Annotated in this window: 21 protein-coding genes and 1 riboswitch; of the genes, 6 read left to right on the top strand and 15 right to left on the bottom strand. The window is 57.3% G+C overall.

Annotated elements, in window-relative coordinates; all coding sequences use genetic code 11:
* Nucleotides 1-32 precede the first annotated feature (32 nt).
* Nucleotides 33-953, bottom strand: a complete 921-nt coding sequence (locus OIM99_RS19920) for a LysR family transcriptional regulator (RefSeq protein ID WP_311852197.1) — start codon at nt 951-953, stop codon at nt 33-35.
* A gap of 153 nt (nt 954-1,106) precedes the next feature.
* Here OIM99_RS19920 and OIM99_RS19915 point away from each other — a divergent pair, with 153 nt between their 5' ends.
* Both OIM99_RS19915 and OIM99_RS19910 read left to right on the top strand, forming a co-directional pair.
* A complete protein-coding gene (locus OIM99_RS19915) occupies nt 1,107-2,387 on the top strand; it encodes a DUF2235 domain-containing protein (protein ID WP_311852196.1) in 1,281 nt (426 codons plus the stop codon).
* Between the two features lie 48 nt (nt 2,388-2,435).
* Complete coding sequence (locus OIM99_RS19910) at nt 2,436-2,657, top strand: hypothetical protein (protein ID WP_311852195.1); 222 nt, start codon at nt 2,436-2,438, stop codon at nt 2,655-2,657.
* A 5-nt stretch (nt 2,658-2,662) separates the two neighbouring features.
* Here OIM99_RS19910 and OIM99_RS19905 read toward each other — a convergent pair whose 3' ends face one another.
* On the bottom strand, nt 2,663-3,199 hold the full coding sequence (locus OIM99_RS19905) for an invasion associated locus B family protein (protein ID WP_311852194.1): 537 nt from the start codon (nt 3,197-3,199) through the stop codon (nt 2,663-2,665).
* Nucleotides 3,200-3,576: 377 nt separating this feature from the next.
* On the opposite strand from OIM99_RS19905, the gene OIM99_RS19900 reads away from it, so the two are divergent.
* Complete coding sequence (locus OIM99_RS19900) at nt 3,577-6,225, top strand: autotransporter domain-containing protein (RefSeq protein WP_311852193.1); 2,649 nt, start codon at nt 3,577-3,579, stop codon at nt 6,223-6,225.
* Between the two features lie 51 nt (nt 6,226-6,276).
* On the opposite strand, the gene OIM99_RS19895 is transcribed toward OIM99_RS19900, so the two are convergent.
* Together OIM99_RS19895 and OIM99_RS19890 are read right to left on the bottom strand one after the other, a co-directional pair.
* Nucleotides 6,277-6,780, bottom strand: coding sequence for a YidB family protein (locus OIM99_RS19895; RefSeq protein WP_311852192.1), 504 nt, complete (start codon nt 6,778-6,780; stop codon nt 6,277-6,279).
* Nucleotides 6,781-6,929: 149 nt separating this feature from the next.
* On the bottom strand, nt 6,930-7,184 hold the full coding sequence (locus OIM99_RS19890) for a GlsB/YeaQ/YmgE family stress response membrane protein (protein ID WP_311852191.1): 255 nt from the start codon (nt 7,182-7,184) through the stop codon (nt 6,930-6,932).
* A 362-nt stretch (nt 7,185-7,546) separates the two neighbouring features.
* Between OIM99_RS19890 and OIM99_RS19885 the strand changes: the two genes are divergently transcribed.
* Nucleotides 7,547-7,963 (top strand): DUF3597 domain-containing protein, encoded by a 417-nt coding sequence (locus OIM99_RS19885; RefSeq protein ID WP_311852190.1) that lies wholly within the window; start codon nt 7,547-7,549, stop codon nt 7,961-7,963.
* A gap of 64 nt (nt 7,964-8,027) precedes the next feature.
* Here OIM99_RS19885 and add read toward each other — a convergent pair whose 3' ends face one another.
* The 5 genes from add to metA form a co-directional block, all read right to left on the bottom strand.
* Nucleotides 8,028-9,134, bottom strand: a complete 1,107-nt coding sequence (gene add / locus OIM99_RS19880) for an adenosine deaminase (RefSeq protein ID WP_311852189.1) — start codon at nt 9,132-9,134, stop codon at nt 8,028-8,030.
* 88 nt (nt 9,135-9,222) lie between these two features.
* On the bottom strand, nt 9,223-9,660 hold the full coding sequence (locus tag OIM99_RS19875) for a hypothetical protein (RefSeq protein ID WP_311852188.1): 438 nt from the start codon (nt 9,658-9,660) through the stop codon (nt 9,223-9,225).
* 99 nt (nt 9,661-9,759) lie between these two features.
* Nucleotides 9,760-10,548 carry a hypothetical protein gene (locus tag OIM99_RS19870; protein ID WP_311852187.1) on the bottom strand — a complete coding sequence of 263 codons (789 nt, stop codon included), beginning with the start codon at nt 10,546-10,548 and terminating at the stop codon, nt 9,760-9,762.
* Between the two features lie 139 nt (nt 10,549-10,687).
* The gene (gene petA / locus OIM99_RS19865) at nt 10,688-11,308 is read right to left on the bottom strand and encodes a ubiquinol-cytochrome c reductase iron-sulfur subunit (RefSeq protein WP_311852290.1); all 621 of its coding nucleotides are present in this window, start codon (nt 11,306-11,308) and stop codon (nt 10,688-10,690) included.
* A 192-nt stretch (nt 11,309-11,500) separates the two neighbouring features.
* Nucleotides 11,501-12,424: a homoserine O-succinyltransferase gene (gene metA / locus OIM99_RS19860; RefSeq protein WP_311852186.1), complete on the bottom strand. Its 924-nt coding sequence runs from the start codon at nt 12,422-12,424 to the stop codon at nt 11,501-11,503.
* A 42-nt stretch (nt 12,425-12,466) separates the two neighbouring features.
* A riboswitch (SAM-I-IV-variant riboswitch) is annotated at nt 12,467-12,572 on the bottom strand.
* Nucleotides 12,573-12,776: 204 nt separating this feature from the next.
* On the opposite strand from metA, the gene OIM99_RS19855 reads away from it, so the two are divergent.
* The gene (locus OIM99_RS19855; protein WP_311852185.1) at nt 12,777-13,199 is read left to right on the top strand and encodes a VOC family protein; all 423 of its coding nucleotides are present in this window, start codon (nt 12,777-12,779) and stop codon (nt 13,197-13,199) included.
* A gap of 193 nt (nt 13,200-13,392) precedes the next feature.
* On the opposite strand, the gene OIM99_RS19850 is transcribed toward OIM99_RS19855, so the two are convergent.
* A complete protein-coding gene (locus OIM99_RS19850; protein WP_311852184.1) occupies nt 13,393-13,791 on the bottom strand; it encodes a DoxX family protein in 399 nt (132 codons plus the stop codon).
* A gap of 14 nt (nt 13,792-13,805) precedes the next feature.
* Nucleotides 13,806-14,207: a DoxX family protein gene (locus OIM99_RS19845; RefSeq protein ID WP_311852183.1), complete on the bottom strand. Its 402-nt coding sequence runs from the start codon at nt 14,205-14,207 to the stop codon at nt 13,806-13,808.
* A 119-nt stretch (nt 14,208-14,326) separates the two neighbouring features.
* Here OIM99_RS19845 and OIM99_RS19840 point away from each other — a divergent pair, with 119 nt between their 5' ends.
* On the top strand, nt 14,327-14,734 hold the full coding sequence (locus tag OIM99_RS19840; RefSeq protein ID WP_311852182.1) for a helix-turn-helix domain-containing protein: 408 nt from the start codon (nt 14,327-14,329) through the stop codon (nt 14,732-14,734).
* Nucleotides 14,735-14,770: 36 nt separating this feature from the next.
* Here OIM99_RS19840 and OIM99_RS19835 read toward each other — a convergent pair whose 3' ends face one another.
* The 4 genes from OIM99_RS19835 to OIM99_RS19820 form a co-directional block, all read right to left on the bottom strand.
* The gene (locus OIM99_RS19835) at nt 14,771-15,355 is read right to left on the bottom strand and encodes a glutathione S-transferase N-terminal domain-containing protein (protein WP_311852181.1); all 585 of its coding nucleotides are present in this window, start codon (nt 15,353-15,355) and stop codon (nt 14,771-14,773) included.
* Between the two features lie 119 nt (nt 15,356-15,474).
* Nucleotides 15,475-15,696, bottom strand: coding sequence for a hypothetical protein (locus tag OIM99_RS19830; RefSeq protein ID WP_311852180.1), 222 nt, complete (start codon nt 15,694-15,696; stop codon nt 15,475-15,477).
* A 112-nt stretch (nt 15,697-15,808) separates the two neighbouring features.
* Nucleotides 15,809-17,476, bottom strand: coding sequence for a 2-isopropylmalate synthase (gene leuA, locus OIM99_RS19825; protein WP_311852179.1), 1,668 nt, complete (start codon nt 17,474-17,476; stop codon nt 15,809-15,811).
* A 327-nt stretch (nt 17,477-17,803) separates the two neighbouring features.
* On the bottom strand, nt 17,804-19,102 hold the full coding sequence (locus OIM99_RS19820) for a patatin-like phospholipase family protein (protein ID WP_311852178.1): 1,299 nt from the start codon (nt 19,100-19,102) through the stop codon (nt 17,804-17,806).
* Nucleotides 19,103-19,216 lie beyond the last annotated feature (114 nt).

Genomic DNA, 19,216 nt, shown 5'->3' with positions numbered 1-19,216 from the left:
TGAACCCCTAGATCGAGGGTTGAGGTGTTCGCTCAGGTGCTTTTGGCTGCTGCTTTGAGGTTGTCGATGAAGACTGTCTCGAGCTCCGACAGTTTTCGAGAAGCAAGCCGTGCGACGCAGACAGTCGAGGAAATATTGTCGCCGCTGACCGGCAGTATCTTAATGTCTCGTGTCGATTGTTCGAACCACTTTGCCAATCGAGAAGACATGGCTGTGAGATACTTTCCGCTTTTTAAAAACTCGATGACGTAATGCAATTCCATTGTTTCGACGACGACGGGATTGAGTTGTCCGGCACTGATACGCAAATTGCGCTCGACTGTGCGGCGCGTTGATGTTTGGACAGGAGTTACGACCCATGGATAGTTGGAAAGTTCTTTCCAGCTAAGTCGTTTGCGGCGTGCCAGCGGATGGTTTGCGGCAGAAAGAACTGAAATGTGTTCTTCGTATAGAGATTCGGCGATAAGATCCTCGCCAAACTGTCTGACGTCCAGATGGGTGAGGACCAAATCGCAACGGCCACGCATGAGGTCAACGATGAGGGCATCGGCAAAGTTACTATGGAAATGAACCACGAGCTTAGGTGCGATAGCCTGCGCCTGATTGGTGGCTTTCGCAAGAATACGTGGTGAAAACGCGCCGATAATGCCGACGTTCAATGATCCCAGATCGCCGCTGGCGATGGCGTTGAACTCCGCTTCCGCCTTGTCCAATTGGCTTAGAACCTGCTCCGCATGCCGGGCTAGATTCTGCCCCAGTGGCGTCGGTCTAAATTGCCTGGTGGTGCGTTCGAACAGTTTTGCGCCCAGCAGGGTTTCTATCTCCGCGAGAGCACGAGAAACCGCCGATTGGGATGTATAGAGAATCGTCGCGCACCGAGCGATGCTGAGTTCTTGGGCGAGAACGCTGATCAGGCGGAGATGTTTCATCGTCAGCCGCTGCTTGAAATGCACAGTAATGCTCCCTTTGCCCACCATTTCGAGTTCAATCTTTCGGTCTGCCGTCGATGTCGTCAAGACAGGTTGCGGTTCTGCCGTTGACGTTATGCCGCAAAACCGTGTTTCATTGTTTGTCGTGACCGATACGTTACGACCGGCGGAGAGCTTATGGGTAAGAACATCGTCATCTGTTGCGACGGCACCGGCAATGAGATCGGTGAGACGATGTCAAACGTGTTGAAGTTATTTCGCATTCTGACCAAGAGCGCGAAGCAACGCGTCTATTATAATCCTGGTGTCGGGACGATTGGCCAGCAGAACGCCTGGCAGCGCTTCAAGCAGCAGACCCACGGTGTTTTTGGTCTCGCGACAGGTTACGGGCTCGATGATGACGTGCTGGCGGCCTATCGCTTTCTCTGCGCGAACTACGAAAGCGGAGACAAGATCTACCTCTTTGGTTTCAGTCGCGGCGCTTATACGATTCGGGTTTTGGCGGGTTTCATCAACGTCATTGGATTGCTGCGCTCCGACCAACTCAATCTCGCAACCTATGCCTTCTCTGCTTATAAGAATTCCAGTTCGCGCGAAAGCATCATTGGGCCGAATGGTGATGCGAGCGATGATGCCCAGAGTGATGTGTCTTCTCCTGCTGTTGATCCAGCGCTCGCCGCCGCGTGGCACTTCAGCCGAGTCGCAGGAGGTTATGCGGTGCCGATTGAATTTATCGGCGTATGGGACACGGTAGCCTCGATTATCGTGCCGCGCTGGGAGCGTCTGTCGCTCGGTTTGCAGGCTCTTCGCTATACGCGCACCAATCCTCGCGTGAAGACTTTCCGCCAGGCGATTGCGATCGACGAGCGGCGGCGTATGTTTCGTCTCAATAGCTGGACCAGCCCGCAGATGTTTCGTCCTAATCCGTTCGATGCAAATTCCGAAATTGCCCAAGATATCCGTCAGGTTTGGTTCGCCGGTGTCCATGCGGATGTTGGCGGCGGTTATCGCGAGATCGAAAGCGGCCTTTCCAAATTTCCGTTGCTATGGATGATCGAGCAGGGCGCGGCGGCGGGCGTCATCATCAATCGCGCTATGGTCAATCATCTGGTGTTGGGCCGTCCACGCAAGGGCAGCAACCACGTTTATGTTCCACCATCCGCCACCGGTGTTCTGCACGATTCGATGACTTTGGCATGGCGATTGCTGGAGTACTGGCCGAAGAACGTGCGCTGGCGGGAATGGCCGCTTCGTTCGGTGTTCGCGGGGCTGTATTTCCCGCAGGCTGAGCCGCGGGTGATTCCCGATGGAGCCTTGATCCATCGCTCGGTTCTTGAAAGGCGGCGCCTGATGCCAAACTATCGTCCGGAAAACTGGAATGACAGTCATGAAATCGAGGAGGATCCCGTTCCCGACACATTCACGGCGGGAACGGATGAGACTGAAGAAACGCCTTGAAGATGCCACGGGAATGCGCTGATTGCGATCCCAGGAGATAAAAGCTGAATGGCAACACGCGAGCAAAGGCTAGCCGACTTCATTACAGAAGGCACGCCGCCAGACACGGTGCCATGCCAACTGCTTTGTGAAGACCACGTCGGTACTTATATGTTGCCGTTCGTCTGCGTATTTGTTGAGGGGCGCTGGATCAACGAGAGAACCGGCTTGCCCATCGATGCGAAGGTTGTTGGCTGGCGACCCGCAGCTCGTGGGGCGTCGATTGGTTGAAGTGGCTATCGCGTGAGAGCGCCAACCCGGCTGATTGCGGCGGCGAGACCCTCCAGCGAGAGGGAATAGACCTGTGGCACGCCGTTCTCGGCGCGTGTGACGAGGATCTTCAACGTCGTCCCCATCCGCAATTTATCCGTGGTGGCAGAATCCAGCTGCAGCGATACGAGACAACCAGCGGGGCCACAATTCCGCGGGCGGAGAGAGCGGCCAACCGGCCGCTCGTCGACCAGTAGGGTCACGCCGGCGTCGGCGATCAGACCAATGGGGAGGGCGAGAGTGCCTGTCAGAGAGTTGCCGGGGGCTGGGATCAGCTCAAGGGCGAGGAGGCGCTGACGGTTGGGCGCGGTTTGTTGCTGGGAAGCGACACAACGGCGGGGCCCAGTCTGCGAGGAGCAAACCACCTGCCAATTGTCGAAGGTTTCGTTGAGCGATTGGGCCAGAGCCGCGAAGATCGTCGACGACGACTGCGACATTGCACCCGCAGCCAACAGCGCGGCGATCGATACAGAACGGATAACGTTTCGTGTTTTTGTTTGCATGCGTAGTCCCCCTGGTAGTCTTTTGCCTTCCATTTATAAATTTTTGAATAAAATCGGGAGTTTACGCATTCTCTAGCTTATGATTCGAATATTACTCGAGCTTTAGCTGCTATTGCTACCGTTGTTAAACCAAATGCGCAATCACATGGCCTTGGGATGTGTGGGTATACTTATCGATACCGTGCGCTATTGTTACGCTCACGTCCGAATCGATCGTAAGCTGAAAATCAAGCTTGGGGGCAAGGTTGGACGCGCGCCACTTTTCGAGACTATGGCGACTCTGTGTCGTTTCTATGCCTCTCCTGGGGGCGTCCTTTGTATGGTCTGGCGAGGCGATAGCTGCCTGTAGCTCGACGGCTCCGACCAGCGGGACGACGGTGACCTGCGACACGTCGGCGCCCAATCCGTCCACCACCCCCGTTCAGGCCGCAGCTGGCAGTAACAACGTCACGGTCAATGTGCTGTCAGGCGCGCAACTGACGGTGAACGGTGCCAATGCGATCGGTCTGTTTACGTCGAGCATCGCGACGAACAGCGGGACGTTGACGATCAGCGGCAATGGCAGCACCGGCATTTACGCCGAAGGCAACGGCAATCAACTGACGAATGCGGCCGGCGGCCTCATTCAGACATCGAGTGCGAATGTCAATGCGGTTGGGGTGATCGGCAATGACAATGTGCTGGTCAACAGCGGCATGATCACTACGCAGAACGGCCAATCGCGTGGTCTCGCCGTGTTGATCCTCAACCCGGGTGACAGTAGTGATCGTAATGCGTTGACGAATAATAATTCGATCACGACCCAGGGGACGCAATCGCACGGCATGTACGTGCAGAGTGGTAACGACAGCGTCTTCGTCAATAATGGTACGATTACCACCAATGGTGGTGGCGCGCGCGCCATTTATTCGGCTGGCGCACGGGCCTTGATCACCAACAATGGCACGCTGTTGACGACGGGTTCGAACGGTGGCGGTTCGGTCAATAACACCGTTTACATGCAAGGCAGCGCGAACCATCTCATCAACAATGGGACGATCGAAGCGCGCGGTGCCAATGCCGACGGTGTGTTTTCCAACACCGCAGGTTCTAATTTCTCGGCGCTGATCGAAAATAATTCAGGTGCGCAGATCATCAGCGCGCTGGGGCCGGCAATCCGCACTCTTAACGGGCCTACCACCATCATCAATGCCGGTCTGATCAGCGGTTTGGAATCAATTCACGGCGGCAATGGCAATATCACGTTCCGCTTGCAGACCGGCTCGCGCGTCGTGGGCGCCGCCAATGGTGGCACCGGCAACAATGTGGTGGAGCTGGAAGGGACAGGCCGGGTCGACAATCCCTTCACGAATTTTGGCACGATGCGGATGAATGGCAGCGCCTGGACTTGGGCTGGCACCGGCGATTTCCGTGATGTCTTCATCAATTCCGGTGCGCTCACCTTGGAAAGCAATATCACCGGCAACATGACCATCGCTGCCGGAACGCAGCTTCTTGCCGGCAACGGCTTCAATCCGTCGATCGGGCCGGCGCCAGGCGCGCCACCGATTACGGTGACCAACGCCGGCACCATCGATCTGACCAATGGCGGTTCGCCGACTGCCAACAGCCTGACCATCAACGGCAACTATGTCGGACAGGGCGGCAGGCTCAACCTGCGTACCGTTCTTGCCGGCGATGGGGCGGCATCGGACCGGCTGATGATTTCGGGCGGCACAGCGTCTGGTTCCACCGGTATATCCGTGGCCAACTTCAACGGCGGTGGCGCTGCAACGCTCAGCGACGGCATTATGCTGGTGCAGGCGACGAACGGTGGCTCGACGGCGGCGGGCGCCTTCTCGCTGAATGGCGGATCGGTCTCCGCCGGTGCGTACGAATATTACCTCTTCCGGGGTGGTGTATCAGCTGGCAGTGCGCAGAATTGGTATTTGCGCTCGACATTGGTGGCACCACCGCCATCTCCAGATCCGTCGATTCCTCCAACGCCGGCGCCTGAACCTGCTCCGGGTACCCCGCCATTACCACCGGCACCGCCGCCTGGCTCGGCTCCTGTTCCATTGTACCGTCCTGAGGTGGCGCTCTATTCGGCGGTATCGCAAGTGGCGCGGGAGATGGGTCTCGCCATGCTCAGCACTTTCCATCAGCGCCATGGCGAACAGGCTTTGGTGGGTACGGGCACCGTCACGGGCACGGGCCTCACTCTACCGACCGTATGGGCGCGTGTTTTCGGTGAGCGCACCAATCTGCGGTGGTCGGGAGCGACGCTGCCGCAGTTCGACGGGCGGATCAGTGGCTTTCAGACCGGATTGCAGCTTCTCGGCTTCGATCATGGCGGCCATCGAGATGTGTTTGGTGCTTTCGCTGGTTACGCACGGGCTTCGGGCGGCGTGCGCGGTTTTGCGACTGGCTTCGTCGGCCTGCCGGTGGGGCGTCTTGGACTCGAAATGAGCAGCGTCGGTGCCTATTGGACCCATATCGGTCCTGGCGGTTGGTATGTCGACGGCGTCTTAATGGGATCATGGTATAGCGGCGATCAGTCCTCTTATCGCGGTATGGCTGCTCATACGAATGGGCGCGGCCTCACAGCATCCATCGAGACGGGCTATCCCATCGCTTTACCTGGCAATCTGACGCTCGAGCCGCAGGCGCAGTTTGTGTGGCAACGGCTGCAGTTCGATGCAACACGCGATACCGTGTCTTACATCACACAGAAGCCGGTCGATGCCGCCATGGGTAGGTTGGGGATGCGCCTGCAAGGACAATGGAACATCGGGTCCGCCCTCCTCATGCCTTATCTGCGTGTCGGCTTGCGGCATGATTTCCGCGGCACGGATATGCTGGTGTTCGACGGCGTGGATGCCATTCCGACACGGCGTGGTGGTACCTCGGCCGAGGTTGGTGGCGGCTTTGTTCTACGGATGAATAAAATGGTCAGCGCTTTTGCGACCGCCGATTATCGAGGTGGCGGTGGCGGCACCTATCGCCGCAGCTACGGCGGTACGATTGGGCTGCGCGTCAGCTGGTAAAAGAAAAGGGCGGCCTTGCTGCCGCCCTCCGATCTTAGATGATGTGAGCGTTCAGCTCTGCGGCAAGCGCCCGCCCGGGGTGTATTGATCGACCGCGGACGGCAGAACGCTGGACAGGCGTTGCAAGATTTCCTGTTCCGACATGCCTGTGGCTTGGGCAATGGCCTGGAGGATTTCCGGGCCCAGCGCGCTTTGCAGACTGGGCGTCGAAATTTCTTCGTTCTGGCCTGAGCCGACCCACGAGTCGGCCACTTTGCCCTGACCATTATTCTTGAACTGCTCAAGCAGTTCACCGAGGCCACCCGTCAGGAGACCGCCTGCGCCGGCGCCGCCGAGACCGGCCAACAACTTATCGAGGCCCGACAAAGGACCGGCATTGGTTTGGCCGGGCACGCTCGCCGTTTGTCCGGACGGGAGGCTTTGCGGCTGCTGACCGGGTGCGCCGCCCTTGCCGAGGCTGTTGATGATTTCAGCGATCTTATCGCGGTTTTGATAACCGGCTACGGCCAGCAGGCCGAGCAAAGCGGTGAGGGAGGGAAAGCCACGGGACGCCATCGTCAAACTCCTTGTTTACGTGCTCGGTTTACGTGCTCGATCTGCTCTGCCGAAACTATAATTCCTGCGCCTGTCGCAGCGAAGATCGATCGAGCTTCGGCGCATGACATGCAGACATGTCGCTGTCGCGCGACATTTCTGTGACTGGGTCAGGCGCGCCGACCGGCGATCATGCCCCACAGGAAGAGAACAATAATCGCGCCAACAATGGCGCCGATGAGGCCGGCGCCTTGCCCTGCCTGATAATAGCCCATGGCTTGTCCGATGAAGGTGGCGGCGAAGGCGCCGACAATGCCCAGGATGGTGGTCAGGATGAAGCCCTGCGGGTCGTTCGGGCCGGGGACGATGAATTTGGCGATCACGCCGGCGATGAAGCCGATGATGATGGTCCAGATAATGCCCATAAGAGACTCCCATTTGGCACCCGGATGCGGCAGGTGCGCCGATCACAAGGTGGCATGCTTGCTGCGCCTGCGAAAGTGGCCCGCTAGTCGGCAGCTAAAATGCTGCCGTAAAGGCGAAGCGACAACCGAGACGCGCTGAGCGGCCGGAAACAACGTGACATGGTTATTATAGTTCCGAAGCCATGGGTATGTGACTTTCGTCACGAGTTTGTTTTGGCTTTGTCACGGGTTTTGCTGATCGTGTGGGCGGATTCAGCGACCATGCCTGTGCGTTTTATTGATCTGGCCGCGAGATAATCCTATCGTCCCTTGCCGCCGCTCGTGGCGCTTGCGATGATGCAATGCCTTTTAAGGAGTAAGACATGGGTATCTTCAGCCGTATCGCTTCCGCCATTTTCGGTTCTCCCGCTAAAGCGGATGAAGCCGCTCCGGCCGCAGCAGGCGCATCCGCCGGCTCGACGACTGTTGCTCAAGCTGGTGGTGCCGCCGCTGGCGCGGCCGCAGCGGCCACGCCGATGACGCGCGAGCAGGTCGAGGCGCTGATCGCCAAGATCGCCGAAAGCTCTGGCCACTCGAACTACAATTGGAAACAGTCCATCGTCGACCTGATGAAGCTGCTCAACCTGGATTCAAGCCTCGGCGCGCGCAAGGAACTGGCTCAGGAGCTCGGCTACAAAGGGGCGCTTGATGGTTCGGCCGAAATGAACCTGTGGCTGCACAAGCAGGTAATGGAAAAGCTGATGGCATCGGGCGGGGTTGTGCCTGACAGCCTGAAATAAGCCAACGTCGCTCTTGCGACTTGGAAAATTTGCGGCCGGCGTTTTCAACGCCGGCTGTTTTCCTTCAGGTAGGTAAGCTGGCCGATAATGTTTGTGCTAAGGCGTCAAACTCGGTTGGCCATGACTTACGCCATTGCGCCTTTGTCTGTTCGTCAATCCATGCGCCATCGATGCCATTGATCATGAAATGCTTGAGATATTCGGTGGTGAAGCCCAAATGGCTGAACATCAATTCCCAAGCTTCGCTTGGGTTGACTTTGTGAAGCGTGGGGTCATCCGTATTCGGGTGGATCTTCAGTCCGAGAGCCGGCATGCGTCGGATCGGATGCCGTTCCGCCCACTGATCGGGCGGGAGCGTACGCATATAATAGGAATTGGTGGGCACGACGGTGAAGACGAGGCCGCGAGTGGCATAATGTGCGGCCAACTCGGGATTGTCGACAATCGTGTAGCCATGATCGATGCGATCGACTTCTAGCAGATCGATCGCCGTTTCGACATTGCGCCAAGGCATGCCGAATTCGCCCGCATGTGCAGTCGTTCGGAAACCCGCTTTGCGGGCGTCGCGATAGGCTTTCCAGAATAATTCGGGCGGGCGATCGTTTTCGCGATAATCGATCCCAATGCCGGCGACATGGTCAGAGCGATTCTGCTTCATCCATTCGACGAGCGCGACGGCCTCGTCAGGGTCTGCCTCGCGGTCGATACTGGGAATGAGTTTTGCGGTAAGGCCGAAGTCTCTGCCGGCATCTTCGATCGCGGTGACGATAGCGCGCTGGGCGTTGGCATAAGGAATTCCAGAAACACGTACGGTACCGGTCGGATTCCAGAAAAATTCCGCATGGCGCACATTATGGCGCGCGGCATCCTCAAGATATTCATAGGTCAGACGATGCAGGTCATCTGCCTCGGTTAAAATGTATTCATCGAGGGCACGCAAAACACGTAGAACGCCGACCGGCTTTTCGTCCCGCGTATAAAACGCTTCCATCTCCTCGGTGGTGATGGGGATGGGTTTGCGTCTGGCAAGGTCGAAAAATGTATCCCGCCTCACCGCGCCAAGCAGATGGCAATGCAGTTCGACTTTCGGGATCGCGTTAAAAAATGCGCGATGCGCATCAGTGATGACGATGCCTGTTTGTGCCGGCGGGACATTGCCTGGACTTCTCATGATGCTTCACTCAACGCTTCGACAACCGCTGTTTGGAAAGATATTTGGTCCGATCAATGGGCAAACGCAACCGTGCAAAGGGACGAGTTTAACCGATATCCATGAGCGGTTGGTTCAGATATTCGATCATGAGGTGGTGTTCGCAGGCGTCGAAGAGGTCGAAGCGCCGAAGAAGCTGGGCCGCACAGGTCTGGATCGTCCAATGATCTTGCGCGGCGCGCTCGGCCATCCGGCCGATCTCACGGGCGACGTCTTCAGTCACATCGCGCAGCATATCCCCGATATGGCCCTCCAGAATGTGGAGAACGGGGCAATCGGGGAGGTTGCTATCGCAGAGCGCCTGGGCGATTTCGGCCTGAGTGGCGTGACAATCGAATTCAGTGACACTGACACAGCCGCGCCGATCCGCCTGAATGACGAAGGTGAAGCGCTCGAGGTCTCGTTTTGGGGCGGACGGGATGGGAGGTGGAGGATGTCGAGTGCTCAAAGCGGCAGATTTGATAGGCTTTCCTTTTGGACCCGCCACTGCCTGCTCCCCACTAGCTGCGAATATTCGCAGACGAGCGAATTTAATTAATACTTGATATTATGTCAACTAATTTATCAAGATATGATTGAATTTTGATCAGCGCATGGCGCAAATGCCGGTGCAGGGCTGGGCAAGGAATTGCTCGAGGGCGGTATCGATTTCCGGCCGGTCGCTCTCGGGTAGGAGGGATTGCGAGGACTTGAGTTGCGTGGCGATCTTTAGCCGGTCGCGTTGGGCCAAAGCCGGCGCAATCCGAGCCAGATTCTCAGCCAATGTTTTTGCAAGAGCGGAACGATTGGGCATCCGCAATCCTGGCAGTGCGATAATTTCATTCACGTTCTGCAGAAATGGTGCGTAGGCAACTTTGAATGAGGAGATGCCGAAGCGCTTGACGTCGTCCATCTGTCGATCTTGGATCAAGACGGAGACATCTGTGGCGACTGCCGCCAGGGCACCAACGATCTTCAATTGTACAATTTGAGCACGAACGATTTCGTCCTGAAATGTGAGAATATTACTGGCGAGCGGTGGGCGTTCCGACGAGCCGTGAGAAAAGAAGACATAGGCGCTGAGTACGCTGCGTTGCCTGGCGAGAATGGTCATCAGAGATTCGCTGTCCGCCGCTCCATAAGGAGCTTCGCCGACGAGAGCTGGATTCCAAAATGTATTGAGAAGTTCCGCATCGGCTGGCGTTGCGAGTGTTGGCATGGTGCCTTCGGCTTGCCGGGCCCTGATCCGCTGCTCAAATTTTTCGTAAAGCGCGTCGATCTTCTTGCTCGCGTCGGCTGGGACACCAGCTACAGCGGACGTACAGAGCAAGCATGCTGCGAGCCATCCTCCAGAGAGGGGCTGGCTAAGCATTGATGGCAGCAGTCTCATCAGCATCGCAACCCGGCCGTCACCTCAGGATGTCGATGTAAAAACGTGCCAGTGCCGATGAAGTTCCGCCCGATCGCTCGGGCCTTAACGTGCGCGCATACAACGTTCACAATTTTTGCGCGATCAGTGGTTAGCTAAGGCCGCGCTAGACCTGTTCTATCGTGCCGAAATCGAAGGTCTGGCCGTCCGGATTTTCGCCGATGCGCAGCACTTTATCGTTGACGTAGCGGTGTGGAGGCACGGGCAGATTATAGGGCGCGGGAACGCCGGAAAAGACGCGGCCTGCGAGATCATATTTGGAGCCGTGACACGGGCAGAAATAGCCGTCGTAACCACCGACGCTGCCGTCCGGCTTGAATTCGGGCAGGCAGCCAAGATGGGTACAGATGCCGACCAGGACGAGAAATTCAGGCTTGATCGATCGGTGCCAATTCACCGCGTAGGGCGGTTGTTGTAGTTGGCTGGATTGAGGATCGCGCAGCATGGCGAGAAGCTGAGGGTTTTGCAGACTTGCGAGTGCCATGCCACGCCATATGGCTCGCATTTGCTGTCCTGGTTCAAGCTGACTGATATCGATGTCGATGGGTACGCCCGCAGCAATGACGGAAGCGTCCGGCTGCATCTGATTGATCAGAGGCCAGAGAACGGCGCTCGTTCCGACGCCAGCCATGGCAGCCGTGGCGATATAAAGGAAGTCGCGTCGGCTTGACGTATCGGATGAAGTGAATGGCCGGGATGGATTGGGGAGAGGGCGCGTATTTTGCATCATGATCGCCTTACGTCGCCGCGAGGCTTGGAGGCCGTTCTGGCGGCTATTGCGATGTAAACGTGCCTCGCTACTGGGACAAATCTGGGGCAAATCCCCCAACATTAAGATTGTTTCACCAAGCGGCCATAAACCAGCAAGCTATCACCACTTCACGGTGCCCGATGGTTCCAGATCATCAATGCGGAAAACCTAGAAATAGGATGCGCTGCCGATACGTTCCACATCGAAAGGTGTCGTCTGGTAAATCTCATTGATCCAGTTTCCGAAGAGGAGATGAGCATGGCTGCGCCAGCGGTTCTTCGGCTGATGCTGCGGGTCATCGGCGGGAAAATAATTGCTTGGCAGTTGCATGCCATTCTCGATGTCCCGCACATATTCTTCGGCCAAAGAAGTCGAATCGTATTCGATGTGATTGAACATATGCAGGGTGCGGTGTTGCGGATCGTCTACTAGACAGAGGCCCGTTTCATCGCTGTCGGCCAATACGGTGAGATTACTGCCACGCGGAATATCGCTGCCTCGCGTTTCCGTCCAACGAGATACGGGGACGGAGAAATCGTCTGAAAAGCCGCGCATGAAAGGCGATGATGGCACGAGATTGCGCTGTCGATAGACGCCAAATGCTTTCTGCGCGAGTGCATGTTTCGGCATGCCGTGGAAATGATGCGTGGCGGCTTGCGCGCCCCAACAGATGGTAAAGGTGCGATGCACGTGCGTTTGCGTCCAGTCGAGTACGCGCTGTAGCTCGTCCCAATAGCCAACTTCCTCGAACGGCATCCGCTCGACGGGAGCGCCCGTGATGAGAAAGCCGTCGAAACGATCAGACTGCATGTCCGCCCATGGGCGGTAGAAAGCACGCATGTGATCGGCTGGGGTGTTGCGGGCGATATGGTCGGTCATACGTACCAGGGTCAGTTCGACCTGCAGGGGGGTGGCGGCAAGCAGACGCGCAATCTGTGTTTCCGTGCGGATTTTGTTGGGCATCAGATTGAGCAAACCGATCCGCATCGGGCGGATGTCCTGGCGGATTGCGTCTGTTTCGCGCATGACCATGACGCCCTCGGCATTGAGGGTGTCATAAGCAGGCAGGTCATCGGGAATTTTGATCGGCATTTCCGCGTGCGTCCTTCACTCCGGGCGAGACAGACGCGGTGGCTGGATCCGTTTGGTTGCCGGTTCGGCCACATCCTCCCTTCAGAGAGGCCACCTTGCTCGGTCAGCAGGTTGGCGTTGGGTCTCGCCCCAACTCTTGATGCGTGAACCGTTTTAGCTGGGTCGCCAGGATCATTTCAACTGGTCCGTTGCGGTATTTGCGACGTTTCAGTAAAAGACGACGGTCGAAAAAGGAGAGATCGGTGCGGTTAGCCCGATCCCCACGCAAGTGGGTCCTGGCCGTCGCTTTCGGCGTCGAGTCCCAAGACTTTCCCGCTGGCGCATGGGGTGCCGGCGTATGAAAGGTTTGGGCATGCAACAGCAAATCTCAATCATTACCATCGGCGTTGCCGATCTTGCTCGGTCGAAGCATTTTTACGGCGAAGGCTTCGGCTGGTCGCCAGTGTTTGAGAATGCAGAAATCTTCTTCTTCCAAATGAACGGCCTGATGCTTGGCTGTTTCCTCAAACCGTCGCTGGAAGCGGACATGGGGCGGCCGCTTCTGGCCGTCGCTGGCGCCTATTCCCTAGCTCACAATGTGGAGAGCGAAGCGGCGGTTATCGCCGTCATGAACCGATTGGCGCAGGCGGGCGGCCGCATTGTAAGGCCGGCGGATGCGCCTTTGCATGGTGGCTTTCGCGGCTATGTGGCTGACCCTGATGATCATGCTTGGGAGATCGCTTTTAATCCGGCCTGGACGATCGATGCGCAGGGGCATGTGACCTTCGGAATCTAGAATAAGTCGGCAGGTGAGCGGCCTCTCAACCGCTCACCCGCCAGGTCACGCAATGCTCGGTGCCGATACGCGACGCCGTGGAGCGACTGCCTGGCGGGGAGCTTCCATCAGGACAATCTGGAAGCGGCGTCGGATCCACAATGCGTCGGCGCGACAGCCGAGATAACGCAACCAACTTGGATCACGCCGATGGTCAGGCGTGAGAAAAGACCGAGAACAATTCGCCGCGTTTGATCCAGGCAATTGCGAGAAATATCAGAGCAGGAACGAGCGCATGGACGGCGTCGCGATCGAGAACCGTCAGATTGGCGGAGGTCGCCCCGATCATAATGGCCGCAGCCAGGATGGCACCGAATGCGGCCATGCCACGGGTGACGAGTAAAGCAGCGGCGGCCATCTGAATGAGACCGGTCAGAACGCGAAACCATTGTCCAGCGCCAATCGCGTTGAAGATCTCGATTGTCTGGCCGGCGCCATAAAGTTTCCCTATGCCGTCAGCGGTCAGCCAAAAAGCCAGGGCAAGCTCGATGAGGCGGAGGGTAATCGTCTTCCAGCGACCGGTAGGCGAGGGCGAGGCGACAGGCAATGACATGCGTGTCGCTCCACTCAGACGCCGTCCGCCAAAGCGAAGAGCTGGTTGCGCCGCTCCCATGCGATGGCCAGAAAGGCGACGGCAATGACCGTCGAGTGGATCATGTCGTGGCCGATGGCGAAATTGGCGAGGGTCGCAAAGGCCATGGTGATGGCGCCGAGAAGGGCGCCGAGACCGACCGTCGCGGGATAGAGCAGGGTCAGCCCGATGACGATCTCGATTACGCCGGTGAAATAGCGCAGCCATTGGCCGATCCCGATCGCGGTGAACAATTGCACCATGTCGGGGGTGCCGTAGAGCTTGGCCAGGCCCGCGCCCACGAAAAGGAGCGCCAGAGCGATGCCAAGTGCCCAGAAAACAATGTTTTTCCAGCGATAGCGGTAGATGGGTTTTGCGGTAGTGGCCGAGACGGACATGATGACACCCGTGGCACGTTTTTTCTTCGGGGTTGAAAGTGCCAGTCGAAATGTCGATGTTAGTATGCAATTACAAGTAGGATGGATTTTCTGCTGTAGTATGGAAAATATGGTGTAGTATGGAAAAGATGACTACCCAGCCGGATTGCAGCCACGTGGAATGCTTGCAGGAGCCGCCGCCTGAGATCGCGGCTACGCTCGCCGTGCTCGATGGCAAGTGGAAAATGCTGATTCTTTGGCAGCTCTTTCGGCGTACCTGCCGCTTCAATGAAATGCGCCGCGCCATCCCGGGTGTCAGTCAGCACATGCTGACGGTGCAATTGCGGGAACTCGAAAGCGAAGGGATTATCAGCCGCACCGTCTTTCCGGAGGTGCCGCCCCGGGTTGAATATGCGTTGACGGAACATGGGCGCAGTCTCGGACACGTCATGCGTGCCCTCTATGAATGGGGCGAGACCCATTTGGCGCGTGCAGTCCCATCACATCCTACCAAAGCGGATGCCGCGCAGGCAGAAAGTCGAATTTGAGAGGGGATGGCGCAAAGATTGCGCCATTCTTTCGCTTTAAATGAGTCCCTCGGCCTTCATCACGGTCTGAACGGCGGGACGTTGCTTCATACGATCGCGGAAAGCGTCGAGCGCGGCAGGCAATTGCACGCCCACTTTCTGCGCCCAGAGTGTCATGACGAACAGGTAGCAATCCGCCACGCTCAGCTTGTCGCCAAATAGATAGTTTCCCTTGAAACTGTCAGCGAGATATTTGGTGCGCCGCGTGATGTTCTCTGCTGCCTTGGCTTTTTCGTCGTCGCTTCCACCGGCGAAGAAGGGTTTGAAGTTCTTATGGACTTCGCTGCCGATGAAGGCGAGTGCCTCAAGTAGGCGCGTACGACCGAGGGATCCTTCAAGACCGAGCGCAGGCGCTTTATTGGCGACGTAGTCGAGGATCGCGGCATTCTCGGTCAGCAATTCACCGTTGCCCAGGACGAGCGCCGGCACATAGCCTTTCGGTGAAATAGCGTTGAAATCAGCACCTGAGGCGGTCTTTTTGGCGCGGAGATCGACGCGTTCGCTCTCGAACGGGAGACCTGCTTCTTGGAGGGCTATGTGGTCCGCAAGGCTGCAGGCCCCGGGACTATAATAAAGTTTCATACCGCGTACTCCTTCATTTGGGACGTTGATCGCGTTCGTCCTGCAGCGGGGTGTAGCAGCGGGTGTGTGGGTTGGTCTATCGCTTCACTTCAATTTGAGGGGCGGCAACCATGCACCACTTAATTGGGCTCTTTAGGGCCTCGCCAAGCCCAGCGAACGAGGGCCAGTGCGCTGCCTCCTGTTGCCATGCCAAGTAGATAGACGATGACAATCTGTAGCGCCAATGGGGCGGTGATCCGGAAACCAAGGAAAGATAGGGTGACGTTCTCCAGGTTCTGGAACGCGAAAATCAAAATGGCTACGACAAGAATGACGATCGTCGCTGTATTTAACCACCGCATGAGCCGCCCCCTGTTCTTTCTATTGCGAGAGAATTTCCTTATGGGCAGTCCGCGTCAAGAGGGGCTGAGGCGCCAAGTGGAAGGGTGCGGAGCCTAAGCCCCGCACCACAGTTCAAATCGCATTGAAGGCACTGAGCAGTGCCTTGACCGAAGCCGTGGCTACATCGTCGTCGATGCCAACGCCAAAGACGCGGCGATCGTCTGGCATACGGCATTCGACATAGGCGGCGGCTTGCGCGTCCGAGCCACGTCGCAGCGCATGTTCGTGGTAATCGACAATCTCGACGTCCATTTGCAACCCGTTATTCAACGCCGAGACCGCACTGGAAATAAGGCCGTTGCCGCGGCCGTTGACTGCGATCTCGCGGCCATCGACGCGGATACGGCCGGTGAAGGCGCGTGAAGAGCCACTTCGTTTGCCTCCGTCGTCGTAGTCAACGAGCTCAAATCGTTGCCGACCTCTCAAGTGATAGGCTTTTTCGAAATTACTCCAGATATCTGCGGCACTCATCTCCTTACCGGTGCTGTCAGCTATGGCCTGCACTTTGCGGCTGAAATCCATCTGCAGGCGCCGTGGCAATTGCAGGCCGCGATCCTGTTCGAGAATCCAAGCGATGCCGCCCTTGCCCGATTGGCTGTTGACGCGAATGACGGCCTCATACGTGCCTCCCACGTCGGCGGGATCGAGCGGCAGATAAGGCATTTCCCAGTAACCATCGTTGCGCGTCTCGTGGGCGGCGAAACCTTTACGAATAGCGTCCTGGTGAGATCCTGAAAAGGCGGTGAAGACCAACTCGCCGGCGTAAGGATGGCGCGGGTGGACGGGCAGGGCATTGCAATGTTCGACGGTGCGCACGATCGAGCGCATATCGTCAAAACGCAGCTTTGGATCGATGCCCTGGGTGTAGAGATTGAGCGCCAGAGTGACCAGATCGACATTGCCCGTGCGTTCGCCATTGCCGAACAGACAGCCCTCCACGCGGTCCGCGCCAGCGAGCACGGCGAGTTCGGTCGCTGCGACTCCGGTGCCGCGATCGTTATGTGGATGCACACTGATGATCACGCTATCTCGCCGTGAGATATGCCGGCAGAACCACTCGATCTGATCGGCATAAACATTGGGCATGGTCACTTCGACCGTTGCCGGCAGATTGAGAATCGCCGGATGTTCGGGCGTCGGTTGCCAGACATCGAGCACGCGCTCACAAATTTCGAGCGCGAATTCCGGTTCGGTGAAACAGAAGGTTTCGGGTGAATATTCGAACGTCCATCGGGTTCGAGGCTGTTTGGCAGCTTCTCGCGCCATGGCCTGCGCCCCGGAAACGGCCAAGGCGATGACTTCCGACTTGTCCATTTGGAAAACAACCCGTCGGAATAATGGCGCGGTCGCATTATAGAGGTGGACGATGGCTTGACGAGCCCCTTGCAACGACTCGAAGGTGCGCGCGATCAGGTCTTCTCGCGATTGCGTGAGGACCTGAACGGTTACGTCGTTGGGAATGAGGTTTCCGTCGATCAGACTGCGGACAAAATCAAATTCGGTCTGCGAAGCGGAGGGGAAGCCGATCTCCATCTCTTTAAAGCCGATTTCGAGCAGCATGTGAAAAAAGCGCAGCTTTTTCTCGACATTCATCGGATCGGCGAGGGCTTGATTTCCGTCGCGCAGGTCGGTCGAGACCCAGCGGGGAGCCGCGGTCATGGTTTTCGATGGCCATTGCCTGTCGGGCAAAAGAACTGGCGCGATGATAGGCCGATATTTGGATTCTGGATTGGTCAACATGATGCAAAGCCGTGTGCGAGTATTCGGGAAGTACGAATACGGCGCGGATACAGCCGCCGGGCTGCCGTCAGTCCCGACGGCCGCCGATAAGTCGCAGGCTCTTGCAAAGCGCCAGGGCCCTCAGGCGATGGCGATCAGTAGATGTCAATCCAATGGGAGAAACCATGACAGCACCAGCATAAACAAATCAAACGACGAAAATCCCGCCTTCCTCAGAAGGTCGGGCCTAGAAGTCGAAGGTTTGCCTGGCGCGCAAAAATCATGGTGGGTTCATATGACATTCCACAGGCTGAAGCGCAAGCCTGTGTTTCCGCTATGGCCGGAAAGTTATGTCTCTCCGCGCCGGATATCACCGTGCAAACGCTTGAGAAACCGTCGATAATCGGGCTGTTCGCGCAGCAGACGACCGCCTAGGGCAGAAAGGAAGTCGATGTCTTGGGGCGGCAGGGTTAGTCGATTGTGCAGGGTGAGAATACGTCGGGCTGCCGTCGGTTCGGCGATGTCGGCAAGAGCGATGCGGACAATTCCAATGTCGAGTTCTTGACAGCGCGCGCTGCCTTGGCACCGCCACCGTACGATTTCGTCGCGCCAGCTCGGCAGTCGTCGACGTAGTATGTCATAGCTTTGCAAACTCGGAATGTTGATCATCGCGTCGATCGCACCGACGACAGCCTCTTTGGCATCAGGTGCCGCTTCGGTTTGTGAAATGCCGCCACCAATCCGGGTCGATGCATCAGCCACGACAAAGAGTAGGTGTTTGATGCGTCGTGCTTTCGCCTCAGGGAGAGGTGCTGGTGATGGGCGGTTCATCAGATGCAGCAGGCTTTGCGTGCCGATGCCATCGACGAGGCCTCCATCATAGAGTTTGAGATAATTCAGATCCGTTGCGGAACGATAACGTTCGACGGAATCGCGATAGTATTGTTCGGTGAGCGCCGGACGAATGTAACGGCGAGATGGAGATTTTTTCTCTGTTTCGACGGGACAGGCCGCGTTGTAGTTGCGCAGGGTTATTGGGGCAAACATGACTGGAACAGCGGCGGAAGCAGCAACCGCGTAAGCAAGGGGATAGTCATCGTACTGACTGCAGATTGCGGAGAAAGAGCGACGGTCGAAAATGAACGGCGTGCGATTGTAAAGATCGGTCGCATGGATAATGAGGCGGGGACGATCCGGATGGTTCAGTGCGCCGAGGGTTGCGCCATGGAAGAGATGGCGATCAAGCCACGAGGGGAAGCCTGAGAGATCATTCACGCCACCTTGATAGCCTCGCAATAGATTGCTTGGCGTTAGGGAAGTATGCAGTTCGCCCTCTATATCCTGGTCAAGAAAGCTCTGCCGGAAAGCAGACAGGCCATCCCGCCCGTAAAGGGCAAAGTGAGCCGCGAGCACCGCTCCACCGGAGACGCCTGCGACCACCGCGACATCATCGGCCAGCGTATGTCCTTTGTCGGATGAAGTTTGACGTGCAAGCTCCGAGAGAACGCCATAGCCGAAGGCGGCCGAGCGGGCGCCGCCACCGGAAAAGACCAATACAATCGCGGCTTCCCCCGTTTCAGTCATCGTTGCAGTGGAGCGATCCGGCGTAAGGGAGCCAGTGGTCAGCGAGAGCGGCGCATTGGTCACACGCACGTCCGGTCCTGCACAGGCGGCGAGGATCAGGCAACAGGTAAAAGGGAGTAGAAGCGCTTTATGGCGAGCGAGGCGGCGAAAGAGAGCGGGCAAACGCAACCATCCAGG

It is taken from the genome of Methylocella sp. CPCC 101449, from assembly GCF_031921685.1.
Taxonomy (GTDB): domain Bacteria; phylum Pseudomonadota; class Alphaproteobacteria; order Rhizobiales; family Beijerinckiaceae; genus Terripilifer.
The sequence above is the reverse complement of the archived record's forward strand: the minus strand, read 5'-3'. Positions and strand labels throughout refer to the sequence as shown.

Coding starts and splice junctions, on each gene's coding strand:
- add (WP_311852189.1), bottom strand. CDS start 9,134: ATGAGAAGTCCAGGCAATGTCCCGCCGGCACAAACAGGCATCGTCATC.
- OIM99_RS19885 (WP_311852190.1), top strand. CDS start 7,547: ATGGGTATCTTCAGCCGTATCGCTTCCGCCATTTTCGGTTCTCCCGCT.
- OIM99_RS19895 (WP_311852192.1), bottom strand. CDS start 6,780: ATGGCGTCCCGTGGCTTTCCCTCCCTCACCGCTTTGCTCGGCCTGCTG.
- petA (WP_311852290.1), bottom strand. CDS start 11,308: ATGCAAAATACGCGCCCTCTCCCCAATCCATCCCGGCCATTCACTTCA.
- metA (WP_311852186.1), bottom strand. CDS start 12,424: ATGCCGATCAAAATTCCCGATGACCTGCCTGCTTATGACACCCTCAAT.
- OIM99_RS19830 (WP_311852180.1), bottom strand. CDS start 15,696: ATGCGGTGGTTAAATACAGCGACGATCGTCATTCTTGTCGTAGCCATT.
- OIM99_RS19845 (WP_311852183.1), bottom strand. CDS start 14,207: ATGTCCGTCTCGGCCACTACCGCAAAACCCATCTACCGCTATCGCTGG.
- OIM99_RS19835 (WP_311852181.1), bottom strand. CDS start 15,355: ATGAAACTTTATTATAGTCCCGGGGCCTGCAGCCTTGCGGACCACATA.
- OIM99_RS19840 (WP_311852182.1), top strand. CDS start 14,327: ATGGAAAAGATGACTACCCAGCCGGATTGCAGCCACGTGGAATGCTTG.
- OIM99_RS19890 (WP_311852191.1), bottom strand. CDS start 7,184: ATGGGCATTATCTGGACCATCATCATCGGCTTCATCGCCGGCGTGATC.
- OIM99_RS19905 (WP_311852194.1), bottom strand. CDS start 3,199: ATGCAAACAAAAACACGAAACGTTATCCGTTCTGTATCGATCGCCGCG.
- OIM99_RS19910 (WP_311852195.1), top strand. CDS start 2,436: ATGGCAACACGCGAGCAAAGGCTAGCCGACTTCATTACAGAAGGCACG.
- OIM99_RS19915 (WP_311852196.1), top strand. CDS start 1,107: ATGGGTAAGAACATCGTCATCTGTTGCGACGGCACCGGCAATGAGATC.
- leuA (WP_311852179.1), bottom strand. CDS start 17,476: ATGTTGACCAATCCAGAATCCAAATATCGGCCTATCATCGCGCCAGTT.
- OIM99_RS19855 (WP_311852185.1), top strand. CDS start 12,777: ATGCAACAGCAAATCTCAATCATTACCATCGGCGTTGCCGATCTTGCT.
- OIM99_RS19850 (WP_311852184.1), bottom strand. CDS start 13,791: ATGTCATTGCCTGTCGCCTCGCCCTCGCCTACCGGTCGCTGGAAGACG.
- OIM99_RS19870 (WP_311852187.1), bottom strand. CDS start 10,548: ATGCTGATGAGACTGCTGCCATCAATGCTTAGCCAGCCCCTCTCTGGA.